Raw genomic sequence first — 14,232 nt, 5'->3', positions numbered from 1 at the left:
AAAAGAGTATTTTCGTAAGATAAGAAGCAAAAACAAAGTCCTTGCTAAATTTATGAAAAGATAAAGCCTTAGGCTTTATCTTGATCGCTTTTGAAAGAATTTTTTAATACTTCTAGCATTTGATTTTTATGCTCTTTTGCTTTCTCAAAAGTCCATTTTGACTGATCTTTTTTGCTTAAAGCATAAATTAACCAAAGTTTTAAAGATATAACACTATCTTTATTTATATATTTTTGCAAATCTAAATATTTATCTTGTGTATCTTGGTTAGTTAAAGATGAATTAAAACTAGAGCTAATAAGAGCTAAATTTCCAAAATTATCTATTTTATCTTTGTCATTTTTCCATTCTTGTGCTTTACTTTGTGCTTGCACATGTTCTATGGAATTTAAATTTCTAAAATAGAAACTGCTAGCAACATAGTCAAATGTTTTATTATCTAATTTTATTTCTTTTAATTTTACATTATTTTCTAAAGAATATTCTATTTTTGAATACTTCCATAAATAATACTCCAAACGATAAAACCAATAATGCGGAGTCGCTGTTCCTTGATCTAAGTTTGGAATTTTTACTTCGTTAGTATTAGTAAAAATACATTCATCACTATTGCTTAAATTAGAAAGAACTTCATTTGAAATTTCCAATAAATCTTTTTTCTTTCCATTTATTTCTACTTCTTTTGCTTGCTCTTTAGCTAAAGCTGTATCTAAATTTTCAAGGAATTTAATCAATTCTTTTTTAATATTTTCGTTTGGATTTAATTTATTTAAAAAGTCTTTAAAATTTGTAGTAATATTACAATCATCTATTTTTATTTGAAATTCTTCTTGTTTATTACTATCTTTTACTTCATTACATGAAATTTTTAATTCAATTTTATCATCCAAAAATTTCAAAAACGGAGTAAGCCAGTGATGATGATTATTAGACATACCACTTCTTGCTACGCGTAGATAATTTTGCACCATAGCAAGTTCAGGTATAACATTAGAATCTTCGCTGATTGAATATGTGTTATTTTTTGTATTTTTAGTTAATCTTCTAATCTTATAAGAATTTTCCTCATCATCTTGACCTTTAATAACAAAATAATCAAATAAAATTCTATATATTAAAAGATTTTCCATGAATGTTTTGGTGCTTTCTTTTTCTTCTATTTTTATAATCTCTAAAAGCTTATTTTTGTCTATGGTAAAATTTTTATCATTATTTTCATTTTGCTTTTCTTCTAAAAAAGTAAGCTTATAAACATGCAATAAAAAAGTAGGAAAATCCACTATAGATTTAAATTTTTCCTGCTCTTCTTCATCTTGATTTGGTTTTTTAAAAGATTCTTCAAATTGTATTATCTTATCTATAGAATTATCATTCTCATCACTTTCTTTTATACTAGAAATCTTTCTATCGCTAGCTTTTTGAAAGATATAATTATCCATTTGAGAGCAAATATCCCATATATGAGCATAAAGAGTTCTTTTGCTTTCATCTTCATCATTAAATTTAGAAAGCAATCTTGCTTTTAAAATTTCATGTTTTTCTAGTTGTTTGCCGCGCTTATTCATACGGATAAAAAAGCGGTTTAAGTCAGTATTTTCGGCTAATTCTACAAAAACAAATTTTACATTGCTATAAATAAAATTAGAAAACCCTTCAATATCATTATTTTCAATATTTTCTTCAAACCAATTTACTATGGTTTCTAAAGCTTGTGGTATGTTTTGACATATATCCTGTGGAAATTTTTTAATTTCTTGTAAGAATAAATTATTATCATTTTTTTTATCACTGCAAAATTTAGCAAATTCCTTTAAAACTTTTTCTTCTTTTTCTCTTATAGGCATAGAAATTCTAAGCTTATTATCTTGCATAATAAAATTTTGCCAATCATTGTATTTTTTATAAGAAAGAAAAAATCCTATCAAAAACAAAGTTGTTAAGCGTTGTTGGCCATCTATGAGTAGGTATTTATCATCTTTTTTACTTACTACTACATTACCGATAAAGTATTTATTCTTACTTTCATCTTTCTTATTTTCATCAAATTTAGTTTTTATATCATTAAGTAAGGTTTGTATTTGCTCTTTATTCCACTCATATAGTCTTTGATAAGGTGGAATTTCAAAAAAGATACTTTGTTCTTTATTAATATTTACTATACTCTCAATACTTATAACACTTGCTTGATTTTGATTATTTGTTGAATTATTTGCCATTTTCATTCTCCATAACTATATGCTTTTGTATGTGTTGATTTTCATAAAATTTTTTTTGAACTATATCCAAATACCATTTTTTCCCACCATTATATCCTTGATCTGATTTTCTTTCTTCTTCATTTTTTATAGCTATAAAATCAAGTAAATTTTGCTCTAATTCCTCTTCAAAAGATACAAAATACACTTTTTCTAAAAATTCCAAAGCATAATCTCTTTGAGTAGCTCTATAAATACTTGGTCTATAAACTCTTAAGCTAAAAGCAGCTCTTGCAAGCAAGGCTAAGAAATAATCACTATTACCATTTGGAAATTTAGAAAAATAAATCATCACAGCAATGGCATAAATGTATTTGTTATAAATAAATCCTGTGTAATATATTTCATCTAGCTCTTGGTATAAAGCATTATTTGATAACTTATCAAAAAACTCATTGTATTTAAACAAATACTCAAAAAAATCCACCCCATTAGCAAAACTACTTAAAACCCCTAAATCTTCCTTGCTATAAAGGAATTTATCGCTAAAAAATTCTTTACAAAACTCTTCATATGCTTTAATATCATTAGCATTAATGCTTTTATGTTTTAACCATGCTCTAGCAGGTGCTAAAAGCTCATCAAATAAAATAGTGATTTTCCTTTCATCTTTTGCAAGATTTTCAAATTTCCTTGCATAATAACCTAGCATACTACCTTGATTTTTCTCTAAAGAATGCAAATGAAAAGCCTTTATAAGATCGTATGATTTTAAGCCTTTTCCTTTTGAATTTGCACTATCAAAAAACAAAAACGCATCATCTACGCTTGGAGCTAAAACGCAGATAAATTCTATATTTTTTAAAAGAAATTTTAAAAACTTACGTTTTTCATCACTATAACTTTCGAAATAAGCTTTTATATACTCGTAATTTTCTTTGATATGGTATTTTGACTCATTATGAGAGTATTTAACATTATTTAAAAAATTACATTTACATAAAACTCTTAAAATCAAAGCCAAGGTGGTAAGACGTTGTTGGCCATCTACTATGTTAAACTTGTTTTCTTTGTTTTCTGTATGTAATATCAAACTTCCTAAAAGATATTTTTGGTTTTTATCTATTTGTTCGCTTATATCTTTTAAAAGAATTTTAACTTGCTCTATACCCCAAGCATAAGGGCGTTGATAATCAGGTATGTTTAAAGAAAAATCATTATCAAAAATACTGCTATCATTAATTTTATTTCCACGCACCAACTCTTTCAAACTCACAACACAAGATTTTACTTCTGTATTTTCACCACTCATTTATAGCCTTTCTAAATTTTAAACTTATTATATCAAGCTATCTATCATTTCCAAAGCTTCCAAAGCTTTCATCTTAAGTCCTATGCCATTTCTAAAAAACTTTGGAAAATCACACTCATTTGGATTGATCCTTAAAAGTGTTCTAGTTTTACCTTTTTTACAAAAATCCTCGCTAAACATACGCATACTAGGTACAGCTTTACCAGCTCCAAGCTCTATAAGCAAGATATTTTTATCCTCTAAGGGTTTAAGCCAGTTTTTATAACTTTGCTTTTGTAAAAAATAACGGCTATCATTAAAACTACCATCATTAAACATCAAGATATTTGGCCTTGCTAAACCTTGACATCTAGGGCATTTTGGCAAAGATAAGACTTTGAAATTTTCCATATCTATATCTAATTCCTCATGCATTTGCCAGATCAAATCACCGCATGCATAATTAAAACATTGCAAGTAATTTATATTTCCATGAAATTCATAAATTTTATTCTCATCAAAACCAGCCTTTTTAAAATGTCCATCTACATTAGTCGTAACGACATAATAATCTTGTTTGCTTTTTGCAAGTTTTAAAAGTATCTCATAACCTTTATGTGGCTTAGTATCTTTGTATAATTTAAATCTATGTCCATAAAAAGCCCAAGCAAGCTGTGCATTTGTATAAAAATTTGTAGGATTAGCCATGCGTTCAAAGTCTATGCCTAGTTTTTGCAAATGCGGATAAGCTCTCCAAAAACCTTCTTTTCCTCTAAAATCAGGCAAACCACTATCTACTCCCATGCCAGCTCCAGCTGTGATGATGATTACCTCTGCTTTGTCTAAAGCTTCTTTTATATAAGTTTGTATTTGCATTTTTTACCTTTAAAAATTTTCATAATCAAATTTCCTAGCCTCATGTAGCTCTTTAGTTACTTCAAGGCTCATTTCCCAAAAAACTGCATTCATGGATTTTGGCATGCAATTTTCATCTTCGTATTTTTTGCTTATAGCCTTATAAACCTCATCATTTTCCTCACAATCAACAGCAAGACTACCTAAATAAGGATACAACAAATACCCCACCGGAGCCGTATCAAATACCATAGTTAGTTTTGTTTTTGGAAAATTTTCTTTCATAAAAGCTAAAAATTCATCTCTAGCTTTATAATCTGTCTTGTCTTGATCAAACAAATCGCTATATTTTGTTTTATTGACATGAAAATCATTATTTGGAGTGTTAAAACACATCCAAAAAGATTTTTTACCTTTTTGGATGGTATAATCTTGAATAGTCTCAAGTGCTAAAGCCATTTTTTATCCTTTTTATATTGTATTGATATAATTATACTATATAAAATGGACTTTTAATGTCTATATTTTAACCTTTACATTTTTGAGCTATCACATCCATAGCTTCTTGCGAGAGAACAAAATTTGTATGATAAAGCAAGCAACTACCCATATCAAGCACTTTTAGCACAAGCTTTTTGTTATTAGCATCTTTTGGATTATGTCTTGTATTAGCTAGATCATAAATTTCATACACCATATCTTTACTAAGCTTATTAATGTCAAGTTCTATGATATTTTCTTCAAATTTCATAGGATCTTGTGTAAATTCTTCTTTGTTTTCTTTTTTTACAAAGCTTTTTTTCTTACTAAAAGATTTTAGCTCATTTTCTTTTGCTTCTTCTAGTGTATAAATTTCATTTAAACTAAAGCTTAAGTCATTGTCATTGTTTTTATATCTTAGTAAAAAGGCAAAGGCTTCATCTTTGCTTTCTTTAAAAAGTGTTTCAACTTTTTCTACTTGAGTTTCAAAAATAATCATATCAAAAGAAGAATAAAAGTCTAAAACCACAGCCTTAGCATATCTTTTACCACTTTTACTCATCATTGATTTAAAATCTTCAATCTTTCCTACAACCAAAAGCTCACCCTCGCCTTTGAGTGTTTCAAAATCCATACTTTTAAAATAATCTATACCTTCTATTTGACTTGCAAATTTATCTAAAGGATGACCTGATACATAAATTCCTAAGATTTCTTTTTCATAGCCTAGTTTTTCCATTAACTCAAATTCTACTTTGCTATCATGAAGCCCTACTTTGATATCTGCGGCTATTTCTTCTTCTCCAAAAAGAGAAGCAGTAGAATTTCTTTTAACTTCAGCTATTTTTCTACTTGTTTCTGAAATAAGCTCAAGATTATCCACCAAACATTTTCTAGTATAGCCAAACTCATCAAAAGCACCTGATTTAGCTAAATTTTCTATAGTTTTTTTATTAATCTTAGTAGGATCAATAGAGCTTATAAAATCATCAAAATCACTAAAACCCTCTTCCTTGCGAATAGTCATGATATTTTCTATCGCAGGAATTCCCACACTCTTAATCGCTCCAAGCCCATAAATAATAGCTTCAGAACCATCTTCAAGCTTAGTTGCACTAAATTCTCTTTGAGCTTTATTGATATTTGGCGGCAAAAGCTTGATATTCATTCTTTTCATCTCTTCAATGTATTTTGCGACCTTATCTACATTGCTTTCTTCACTTGTTAAAAGTGCAGCCATAAACTCACTTGGATAATAAGTTTTTAAATACGCTGTTTGAAAGGTTATAAGTGCATAGGCAGCCGAGTGAGATTTATTAAAACCATATTCAGCAAATTTCAAAATAAGCTCAAACAAATCATCAGCCTTTTTCTCATCATAGCCTTGTTTTTTAGCTCCTTCTAAATACTCTGCTTTAAGATTGTCCAAAATTTCTCTTTTTTTCTTACCCATAGCACGACGCACATTATCAGCTCCACCCAAAGAAAAACCACCAATTTTTTGCACTATTTGCATAACCTGCTCTTGATAAACTATAACCCCATAAGTATTTTCAAGTATAGGCTTTAAATCATCAAATGCATAAGTAGCAGCCTTTCTACCATGTTTAATATCGATAAAATCATCCACCATCCCACTATCAAGTGGTCCTGGTCTATATAAAGCTAAAACCGCGATTAAATCTTCAAATCTTTCAGGCTTTAACCTAGCATTCAAACTTTGCATACCGCCTGATTCTATTTGGAAAATACCCAAGGTATTACCACTTTGTATAGTTTTATAAACCTTAGGATCATTCATATCAATCTTTTCCCAAATCACATCTTTACCATAACGCTTTTTAACTAGTTTTATGGCATTATCAATTACTGTAAGGGTTTTTAAACCCAAAAAGTCAAATTTAATTAAATCCACATCTTCAAGATATTCTTTAGAATACTGCGTTACCAAATGACGCTCATCATTTTTGCTTTGTCTAAAAAGCGGAGCTTTATTCCACAAAGCTTCATTAGATATCACAACTCCGGCCGCGTGCATACCTGCATTTCTATTTAAACCCTCTAGTGCCTTAGCAAAATCCCAAACTTGGCGCCCCTTTGGATGAGAATTTACAAATTCAGCTATTTTTGGTTCTTGCTCATAGGCTTTTTCTAAAGTAATTTTTAGCTCTTCGGGAACTAATTTTGCCAAAGCATCCGCATCAGGTATGCTCATATCACAAACCCTAGCTACATCACGGATTACCCCCTTTGCTAAAAGCTTACCAAAGGTAATGACTTGTGCAACCCTTTCAGCTCCATATTTATCGATCACATAATCAATCACTTCCCCTCTTCTATCTTGACAAAAATCCACATCAATATCGGGCATTGATACACGCTCAGGATTTAAAAATCTCTCAAAAAGAAGATTATAAGGTATAGGATCTAAATCTGTAATTTTCAAACAATACGAAACTAAACTCCCCGCTGCACTCCCACGCCCTGGGCCAACTGGTATATCTTTTTCCTTAGCTGCGGCGATAAAATCATGAACGATTAACATATAACCTGAAAATTTCATATTTTTAATAATACTAATTTCTAAATCAAGCCTATCTTTATACTCTTGGTGCTTACTCTCATCGATAAATTGAAGTCTTTCTTCTAAGCCTTTTTTACAAAGATACTCAAAAACTATATCATCATTATCAAAGCTAAATTCTTGATCTTCTTGTGCTAGATTTAAACTATATTTTTTTGCATATTCACGGGTAAATTTAAAATTTGGTGGGGTAGGATCGCCTAGTTTTAATTCTAAATTGCATTTATTAGCTATTTCTTGAGTATTTTCAATGGCTTCAGGAATATCAGCAAAAAGCTCGCTCATTTGCTCTGGCGTTTTTACATAAAACTCATGCACCTCATGTCTTAAACGCCCTGGATCATCAAGCTTAACCCCCATAGCAATACACATAAATACTTCATGAGCAGCCGCTCTTTCTTTAAAAGTGTAATGCGTATCATTAGTTGCAATAATTTTTATATCAAGCTCTTTAGCAAGTTTGATGATAGAATCATCAATAAATTTTTGATCATCAATACCATGACGCATAATTTCAAGGTAAAAATCATCTCCAAAAACCTTTTTATACCATAAAGCTGCTTCTTTTGCACCCTCATAACCCTTTGCGCCAAATTTTATATTTCTTTCATTCTTGGTATTTAAATGCCAATTAACCTCACCTTGCAAACACGCAGAAGAGCAAATCAAACCCTCACTATGAGCCTCTAAAAGCTTTTTATTAATCCTTGGGTAATAATACAAGCCATGTATATAACTTTGCGAGCTCAAATACATCAAATTTTTATAACCAATTTCATTTTTAGCAAATAAACAAAGATGAAAACGCTGTCTTGAACTTTTATCACTTAAATCATCGTGATTATGTAAATATGCTTCAAGCCCTATAATAGGCTTAATTCCTTCAGCTCTCATTGTTTTATAAAAATCAATAGCCCCAAACATATTTCCATGATCAGTCATAGCAACACTTGTTGCACCTTGTGCTTTTAGCGTTTTAGCTAGCTCTTTGAGTTTATTTGCTCCATCAAGTAAAGAATATTCTGTATGTAAATGCAAATGTGTAAATTGGCTCATATTTTTCCTTGTATTTTTTTATTATTATAAAAAAAAACCTTAAATTTAAAACTTACAAGCATAAAAAATGTATAATAGCTTACTTTCAAAAAAGGAGTAAAAAATGGAAGTAAAAATTTATTATTGTAATCTTTGAAATTACAAACCACAAGCTGCAAGGGTTGCAGAAGAAATACAAAATGAATTCAAAGATGCGCAAATTTCTACCATAGAAAAAGGTGGCGGTCATTTTATAGTAGAAGTAGATGGTAAAATCATTTACTCTAAAAAAGACTTGTTTAATTGTGAAGTAGATAGATTTCCTCATGAGGGTGAAATCACCAAGCTTATGAAACAAATGTAAGCTAAACCCTCATTAGCGAGGGTTTATTTTGTTAAAGGAACAAGCATACCTTCATAAAGTTTTCGATAAATTTCTTCTGAGCATAAATGTTTAGCAAGCTCTAAACCAAATAAAATAGCCGTAGCAGGCCCAGCTGCTGTGATGACATTTTCATTTACTACAACTGCTTTATTTACTCTTATACCTTCAATACCCACTTCACAACCAGGATAGCAAGAAAACTCGCCATTAATCACCCCTGCTTTTGCCAATACCATAGGTGAAGCACAAATAGCAGCTACGATTTTTTTCTTAGCATGTAAATCTTGTATGATTTTTATGATAAGTGAATTGTTTTTTAAATTCATCATACCTTCAAATCCACCTGCCAAAGCGATTGCATCTAAATTTTCTTGATCAACACTAGTCAAACTCACATCAGCCCTTATGCTAATTCCATTAGCTCCTTGCACTAAAAGCTCATCATCTAGCGAAGCAATAATTACCTCTAAATTTCCACTAGCCTCCCCTGCTCTTTTTAAAACATCAGCTATACCTATAAATTCAGCCTCTTCAAAACCTTTTGCCAAAGGCACTAAAACTTTTTTCATTTTTCCTCCTTTTAGTCAATAAATCTTTTATTTAATTCATGAAAATATTCTATGCGTCTATCGCGTAGAAATGGCCACCATCTACGCACATTTTCACATCTTTGCATATCAATTTCAACGATTTTACAAAGCTCTTGTTTATCATCAGCCCTAAAAAGCTCTTCACCTTGAGCCCCAAAAACAAAAGAATTCCCCCAAAATCTTATACTTTCTTCCACACCGCTTTCATCTTTTTCAAAACCCACTCTATTAATAGCTACTACAGGTAAGCCATTAGCTATAGCATGACCTCTTTGCACACCTATCCAAGCTTCAAGCTGTCTTTGTTTTTCTTCTTTTTCATCCTTATCAAACCAACCTATAGCGGTAGGATAAATTAAAATTTGAGCTCCCTTTAAAGCCATTAACCTAGCAGCTTCAGGATACCATTGATCCCAGCATATTAAAACCCCAAGCTTTCCAACACTTGTTTGTATAGGCTCAAAACCCAAATCACCTGGAGTAAAATAAAATTTTTCATAAAAACAAGGATCATCAGGAATATGCATTTTGCGGTATTTGCCTGCTATGGAGCCATCTTTATCAAATACCACACTAGTATTATGATAAAGCCCTGCACTTCTTTTTTCAAATAAAGAAGTTACCAAAACAACTTTATTTTCCCTAGCTACATTAGACCAAAATTTAACATCCTCTTCATAGTCATTTGCCAAATCAAAAAAGTTTGTATTTTCACTTTGACAAAAATACTGCGTTTGATGAAGCTCTTGCAAACACACAAGCTCAGCCTTTTCTTTTGCTGCTTGTTTAATAAGTTCGCATGTTTTTTCTATAGTTTTTTCTTTATTTTGTTTAAATTCTTGCTGAATGAGCGCTAATTTCATTTTTACTCCTTTCTTCTTCTGAATCATCATAAGGATCTAAATGTATATGGATATTCCAAAAATCATCTTTAAAATGTTCTCTTATGCTATCTTCAATCTCATCACCAATCTCATGAGCTTTTAAAAGTGATATTGTAGGTTCAAAAACTAAATGCACACTAACATAAAGCATATCAGGACTTTTTCTAGTTTTTAAATGATGAAAACTTTTGACTTCTTTATTTGCACTTATGATTTGTTTAATCACTTCAACTTGTTCTTTATCAATAGCTACATCTAATAAAATTTTAGAACTTTCCTTAATGATTTTAAAAGCTGAAAAAATCGTATATAAACTTATAGCTATGCCAAATAATCCATCAATAAAATGATAATTTGTAAAAGCTATAATCACAAGTGCTAAAAGCGTTAAAGCATTAGTCAAGAAATCTATTTTATAGTGTAAGCTATCAGCTTTTATAATCAAGCTTTTTGTTTTTTTAGCAACATAATTTAAAAAAACCACCAAACACAAAGTCACAGCCATAGCAAAAGCCATGACAAAAATTCCAAGATCAAGTTTTTCTACACTTTCTTGATTGTGAATTTTCAAAACACTCTCATAAAAAATATAAACCCCAATCCCACTAATAACAAGACCTTCAAAAAGCCCCATTAAAGCTTCAATTTTACTAAGGCCAAAATTATATTCCTTGCTAGAGCCTTGAGAGCTTTTTTTCAAAGCTAAAAAATTTAAACCCGAAATCACACAATCAAGCAAAGAATCAATCGCACTAGAAAGTACTGCAACAGAACCTGAAGCTAAACCTACTGCAAATTTTATAATAGCTAAAAAAATAGCACATACACTTGCAATGATAGTCGCACTTTTTTGTAAATTCATCTTTGACCTTCATAGCGGTTTTGACAAGAACAATGCAAAGAACCATTTTGTCTTAAAAACACCCTTGCATCAACCCCTACTACTTTTCTATCTTTGCATGCTTTTTGTAAATTTTCTAATACCAAAGCATCATTTTCATCATTATAAGTTGGCACTATCAAACCACCATTAACAAAAACAAAATTTACATAAGTAGCACCAAGCCTTTTACCTTCAAAATACAAAGGCTTAGGTAAAGGAAGCTCTAATAAATCAAATCCTGTTTTTTTCAGCTCATCTTCCATAGCCTTTAAAGGTGCGTAATGCTCATCATTTTCATCTTTACACACACAATAAGCAATGGTTTTTTCATTGATAAATCTTGCTAGAGTATCTATATGATGATCAGTATCATCGCCTTTTATATAACCATGATTTAACCATATAATTTGTTTTAAGCCAAAAATTTCTTTTAACTTAGCTTCAATTTGCTCTTTATTTAAATGTGAATTTCTATTTTCATTTAACAAACAAGCACTCGTTGTAAGCATTACTCCTTGCCCGTTAAAATCAATACTCCCACCTTCTAAAATAAGATCAATTTTTTCTAATTTTCCAGATAATTTTTGTGCAAAAAGCTTTGAATTTACCGCATTATCTAAAGTGCTTTGAAATTTATCGCCCCAAGCATTAAAAGTAAAATCAAGCCCTATAATTTTATCATCTTCACGCGCATCAATTGCACCAAAATCTCTAATCCAAGTATCATTAGTATCACACTTAAAAAAATCTAGATTTTTTATATGTTTAAATCTTTGAAAATCTTTTTCACTTGGAGCAATAAGTAAAACTTTTTGAAAATTTGCCACAGCTTTAATAAATTCCTCATAGCTTTGCATAATTTCTTCTAAATAAGGACTCCAATCGCTATTTTTATGGGGTAATGAAAGTAAAAGTAGTTCCTGTTTTTCCCATTCTGCTATGCTTTTTCTCATTGATAATTTCCTTTGATAAAATGTATAAAAAGGTAACATTAATTACATATTCTAAAAAATATTAATAATATCATTTTTATCTTTAAAAACGGCATAGTAGTATTTAAAGATACTTTTACATTAAAAACATTTAATATTTTTTTAAATTTCAAGTTATAAGATGAAAATGAGACAAGTTCAAGGAGGTAAAATGAAAAAAATTGTATATTCTGTCTTATCTTTATCTTTTTTAATGAGTTCTGCTTTTGCCATTGATCAAGCAAAACTTCAAGCAAAAAAGCAAACAGGTATCCATTTACAAAGTGCGCAATGGAAAGTCCCAAATACTATAGAAAATGGCATTATCATTGAAGATAAACTTCCAAATTCACCTTATACTCAAGCAGTCATTTTGGGTAATAAAATTTTAAATTACACCACAAACTATATAGGACCTCAAGCAAAAAATCCTAAAAATCGTTATGCAGGTAATAATCTTTCTTGCTCAAGCTGTCATGCTAATGCTGGAACTATAAAAAATCAATCAGGTTTTGTAGGAATTTATGCACGCTTTCCACAATATAATGCAAGAGCGGATAAAATAATCACTCTAGAAGATAGAATTAATGGCTGTATGGAAAGATCCATGAATGGCAAAAGGCTTCCAAACAACTCTCCTCAAATGAAAGCCATACTTGCTTATATGCATTATATTTCTCAAGGTATAGAAGTAGGAGCAAAAACACAAGGACAAGGATTACCTAAAATATCCTTTTTAAAAAGAGCAGCAGATCCTAAAAAAGGTAAAGAAATTTATCAAAATAAGTGCGTAGCCTGCCATGGAGAAAATGGAGAGGGGATAAAAAGTAATGATCCTAGTATGAGTTATTACATATATCCTGCTTTATGGGGAAATGATAGTTACAACACAGGTGCTGGCATGTATAGACTTATCAAAGCTGCAAGTTATATCAAAGCAAATATGCCAAAAGATGATGCAACCTTAACTCTAGAACAAGCTTATGATGTGGCAGCTTATATTAATTCTCAACCAAGACCTATTAAAAAGAATAGAAATAAAGACTTTCCAGATCGTGATGTAAAACCTGCAGATATGGATGTAAAACCTTATGCTAAACATGATAAATTTAGTATAGAGCAACATCGTTATGGTCCTTTTGAACCTTTATATATTAATACAAAATAATTTTTAAGAATAGCTAATTCTAGCTATTCTTTTTTTAAAACCCAAGCAAAATACCATATCGCAAAAGATAAAAGCAAAATCATAAAAAGCTTTTTATCATACACTCCAAAACCAATATAAAGCACAGAATACATAAAACCAAAACTTCCTGCATAAATGCAAATTCTACTCATTAAACCATTTTCTACTGCTCTAAAACATGGACATTTGTGAAAAAATTTCTTTTTTGTTTCTTTGGGTTTAAAAAAACTCAAAATCGCACTTAAAATCAGCAAAAAACTTAAAAAATATAAAACCTTATCCATTAATGAAAATACCTTAACCAAGCAGGAATTGCACTTTGCTCTTCTCTTAAAGAACTTTCTTCTCCATGCCCTGGAAAAAGCTTAAAATCTTTTTCATAAGCTAAAATTTTAAGCAAACTCTCTTTCATCTTAGTTGCATCTGAGTAAGGAAAATCCCACCTACCAATACTACGATAAAATAAAAAATCCCCACTAAAAAGCACATCTTTGCCCACAAGTTCTATCATACAACACCCTGGAGTATGCCCTGGGAAATGATGAAATTTAAACTTAAACTCATCTATACTAAATTCATTTTCATTTTCTATCAATACATCAGCACTTGAATGCTCAAAACCATAATTAAAAGGATCTTTTAGCATAAAAGCATCATCTTTATGGATAAAAATTGGAATTTCATAAGCCATTTTAACTTTAGCATTATCATAAACATGATCATAATGACCATGGGTATTTAAAATAGCTAAAGGTTTGCTTGTATTTTCTTTGATAAACTTATAAGCATTTTCTCCTGGATCGATGATAATTTGCTTGTTATTATGATCTATAATATAACAATTTGTTTCATACATTCCACATGGTTGTTTTAAAATACGCATATAAACT

At 30.1% G+C, this 14,232-nt stretch carries 13 protein-coding genes; 2 read left to right on the top strand and 11 right to left on the bottom strand.

Annotated elements, in window-relative coordinates; translation table 11 throughout:
* Nucleotides 1-68: 68 nt before the first annotated feature.
* From L8U04_RS02955 to dnaE, 5 genes are all read right to left on the bottom strand, one after another.
* Nucleotides 69-2,216 (bottom strand): DUF262 domain-containing HNH endonuclease family protein, encoded by a 2,148-nt coding sequence (locus L8U04_RS02955; protein ID WP_263709366.1) that lies wholly within the window; start codon nucleotides 2,214-2,216, stop codon nucleotides 69-71.
* Nucleotides 2,206-3,507, bottom strand: coding sequence for a DUF262 domain-containing protein (locus L8U04_RS02950; protein ID WP_263709365.1), 1,302 nt, complete (start codon nucleotides 3,505-3,507; stop codon nucleotides 2,206-2,208). Before L8U04_RS02950 ends, L8U04_RS02955 begins: the two co-directional genes overlap by 11 nt.
* A gap of 27 nt (nucleotides 3,508-3,534) precedes the next feature.
* Nucleotides 3,535-4,362: an SIR2 family NAD-dependent protein deacylase gene (locus tag L8U04_RS02945; protein WP_263709364.1), complete on the bottom strand. Its 828-nt coding sequence runs from the start codon at nucleotides 4,360-4,362 to the stop codon at nucleotides 3,535-3,537.
* Nucleotides 4,363-4,371: 9 nt separating this feature from the next.
* A complete protein-coding gene (locus tag L8U04_RS02940; RefSeq protein ID WP_263709363.1) occupies nucleotides 4,372-4,800 on the bottom strand; it encodes a hypothetical protein in 429 nt (142 codons plus the stop codon).
* A gap of 67 nt (nucleotides 4,801-4,867) precedes the next feature.
* Nucleotides 4,868-8,461, bottom strand: a complete 3,594-nt coding sequence (gene dnaE, locus L8U04_RS02935; protein WP_263709362.1) for a DNA polymerase III subunit alpha — start codon at nucleotides 8,459-8,461, stop codon at nucleotides 4,868-4,870.
* A gap of 103 nt (nucleotides 8,462-8,564) precedes the next feature.
* Between dnaE and L8U04_RS02930 the strand changes: the two genes are divergently transcribed.
* Nucleotides 8,565-8,804 carry a SelT/SelW/SelH family (seleno)protein gene (locus tag L8U04_RS02930; RefSeq protein ID WP_257396702.1) on the top strand — a complete coding sequence of 80 codons (240 nt, stop codon included), beginning with the start codon at nucleotides 8,565-8,567 and terminating at the stop codon, nucleotides 8,802-8,804.
* 23 nt (nucleotides 8,805-8,827) lie between these two features.
* Here the strand turns inward: L8U04_RS02930 and L8U04_RS02925 are convergent, their stop codons facing one another.
* The 4 genes from L8U04_RS02925 to L8U04_RS02910 are packed head-to-tail and all read right to left on the bottom strand — an operon-like array spanning nucleotide 8,828 to nucleotide 12,135.
* Nucleotides 8,828-9,394: a DJ-1 family glyoxalase III gene (locus tag L8U04_RS02925; RefSeq protein ID WP_263709361.1), complete on the bottom strand. Its 567-nt coding sequence runs from the start codon at nucleotides 9,392-9,394 to the stop codon at nucleotides 8,828-8,830.
* A gap of 11 nt (nucleotides 9,395-9,405) precedes the next feature.
* Entirely contained in the window at nucleotides 9,406-10,278 is an 873-nt protein-coding gene (locus L8U04_RS02920; RefSeq protein ID WP_263709360.1) for an N-carbamoylputrescine amidohydrolase, read from the bottom strand.
* Nucleotides 10,247-11,161, bottom strand: a complete 915-nt coding sequence (locus L8U04_RS02915; RefSeq protein WP_012661604.1) for a cation diffusion facilitator family transporter — start codon at nucleotides 11,159-11,161, stop codon at nucleotides 10,247-10,249. The genes L8U04_RS02920 and L8U04_RS02915 overlap by 32 nt, the downstream gene beginning before the upstream one ends.
* Nucleotides 11,158-12,135, bottom strand: coding sequence for an agmatine deiminase family protein (locus L8U04_RS02910; protein ID WP_263676042.1), 978 nt, complete (start codon nucleotides 12,133-12,135; stop codon nucleotides 11,158-11,160). The genes L8U04_RS02915 and L8U04_RS02910 overlap by 4 nt, the downstream gene beginning before the upstream one ends.
* 190 nt (nucleotides 12,136-12,325) lie before the next feature.
* Here L8U04_RS02910 and L8U04_RS02905 point away from each other — a divergent pair, with 190 nt between their 5' ends.
* Nucleotides 12,326-13,321 (top strand): c-type cytochrome, encoded by a 996-nt coding sequence (locus L8U04_RS02905; protein ID WP_263676044.1) that lies wholly within the window; start codon nucleotides 12,326-12,328, stop codon nucleotides 13,319-13,321.
* Between the two features lie 23 nt (nucleotides 13,322-13,344).
* Here L8U04_RS02905 and L8U04_RS02900 read toward each other — a convergent pair whose 3' ends face one another.
* On the bottom strand, nucleotides 13,345-13,626 hold the full coding sequence (locus tag L8U04_RS02900) for a hypothetical protein (protein WP_133318838.1): 282 nt from the start codon (nucleotides 13,624-13,626) through the stop codon (nucleotides 13,345-13,347).
* Complete coding sequence (locus tag L8U04_RS02895) at nucleotides 13,626-14,225, bottom strand: MBL fold metallo-hydrolase (RefSeq protein ID WP_263676046.1); 600 nt, start codon at nucleotides 14,223-14,225, stop codon at nucleotides 13,626-13,628. The genes L8U04_RS02900 and L8U04_RS02895 overlap by 1 nt, the downstream gene beginning before the upstream one ends.
* Nucleotides 14,226-14,232: the final 7 nt, after the last annotated feature.

Origin of the sequence: Campylobacter sp. IFREMER_LSEM_CL908 (assembly GCF_025771545.1) — a bacterium.
Taxonomy (GTDB): domain Bacteria; phylum Campylobacterota; class Campylobacteria; order Campylobacterales; family Campylobacteraceae; genus Campylobacter_D; species Campylobacter_D lari_D.
The sequence above is the reverse complement of the archived record's forward strand: the minus strand, read 5'-3'. Positions and strand labels throughout refer to the sequence as shown.

What these genes read in the sequence shown, in the direction of transcription:
- L8U04_RS02905 (WP_263676044.1), top strand. Translation starts at nt 12,326, where the DNA reads ATGAAAAAAATTGTATATTCTGTCTTATCTTTATCTTTTTTAATGAGT.
- L8U04_RS02895 (WP_263676046.1), bottom strand. Translation starts at nt 14,225, where the DNA reads ATGCGTATTTTAAAACAACCATGTGGAATGTATGAAACAAATTGTTAT.
- L8U04_RS02925 (WP_263709361.1), bottom strand. Translation starts at nt 9,394, where the DNA reads ATGAAAAAAGTTTTAGTGCCTTTGGCAAAAGGTTTTGAAGAGGCTGAA.
- L8U04_RS02910 (WP_263676042.1), bottom strand. Translation starts at nt 12,135, where the DNA reads ATGAGAAAAAGCATAGCAGAATGGGAAAAACAGGAACTACTTTTACTT.
- dnaE (WP_263709362.1), bottom strand. Translation starts at nt 8,461, where the DNA reads ATGAGCCAATTTACACATTTGCATTTACATACAGAATATTCTTTACTT.
- L8U04_RS02950 (WP_263709365.1), bottom strand. Translation starts at nt 3,507, where the DNA reads ATGAGTGGTGAAAATACAGAAGTAAAATCTTGTGTTGTGAGTTTGAAA.
- L8U04_RS02940 (WP_263709363.1), bottom strand. Translation starts at nt 4,800, where the DNA reads ATGGCTTTAGCACTTGAGACTATTCAAGATTATACCATCCAAAAAGGT.
- L8U04_RS02900 (WP_133318838.1), bottom strand. Translation starts at nt 13,626, where the DNA reads ATGGATAAGGTTTTATATTTTTTAAGTTTTTTGCTGATTTTAAGTGCG.
- L8U04_RS02955 (WP_263709366.1), bottom strand. Translation starts at nt 2,216, where the DNA reads ATGGCAAATAATTCAACAAATAATCAAAATCAAGCAAGTGTTATAAGT.
- L8U04_RS02920 (WP_263709360.1), bottom strand. Translation starts at nt 10,278, where the DNA reads ATGAAATTAGCGCTCATTCAGCAAGAATTTAAACAAAATAAAGAAAAA.
- L8U04_RS02915 (WP_012661604.1), bottom strand. Translation starts at nt 11,161, where the DNA reads ATGAATTTACAAAAAAGTGCGACTATCATTGCAAGTGTATGTGCTATT.
- L8U04_RS02945 (WP_263709364.1), bottom strand. Translation starts at nt 4,362, where the DNA reads ATGCAAATACAAACTTATATAAAAGAAGCTTTAGACAAAGCAGAGGTA.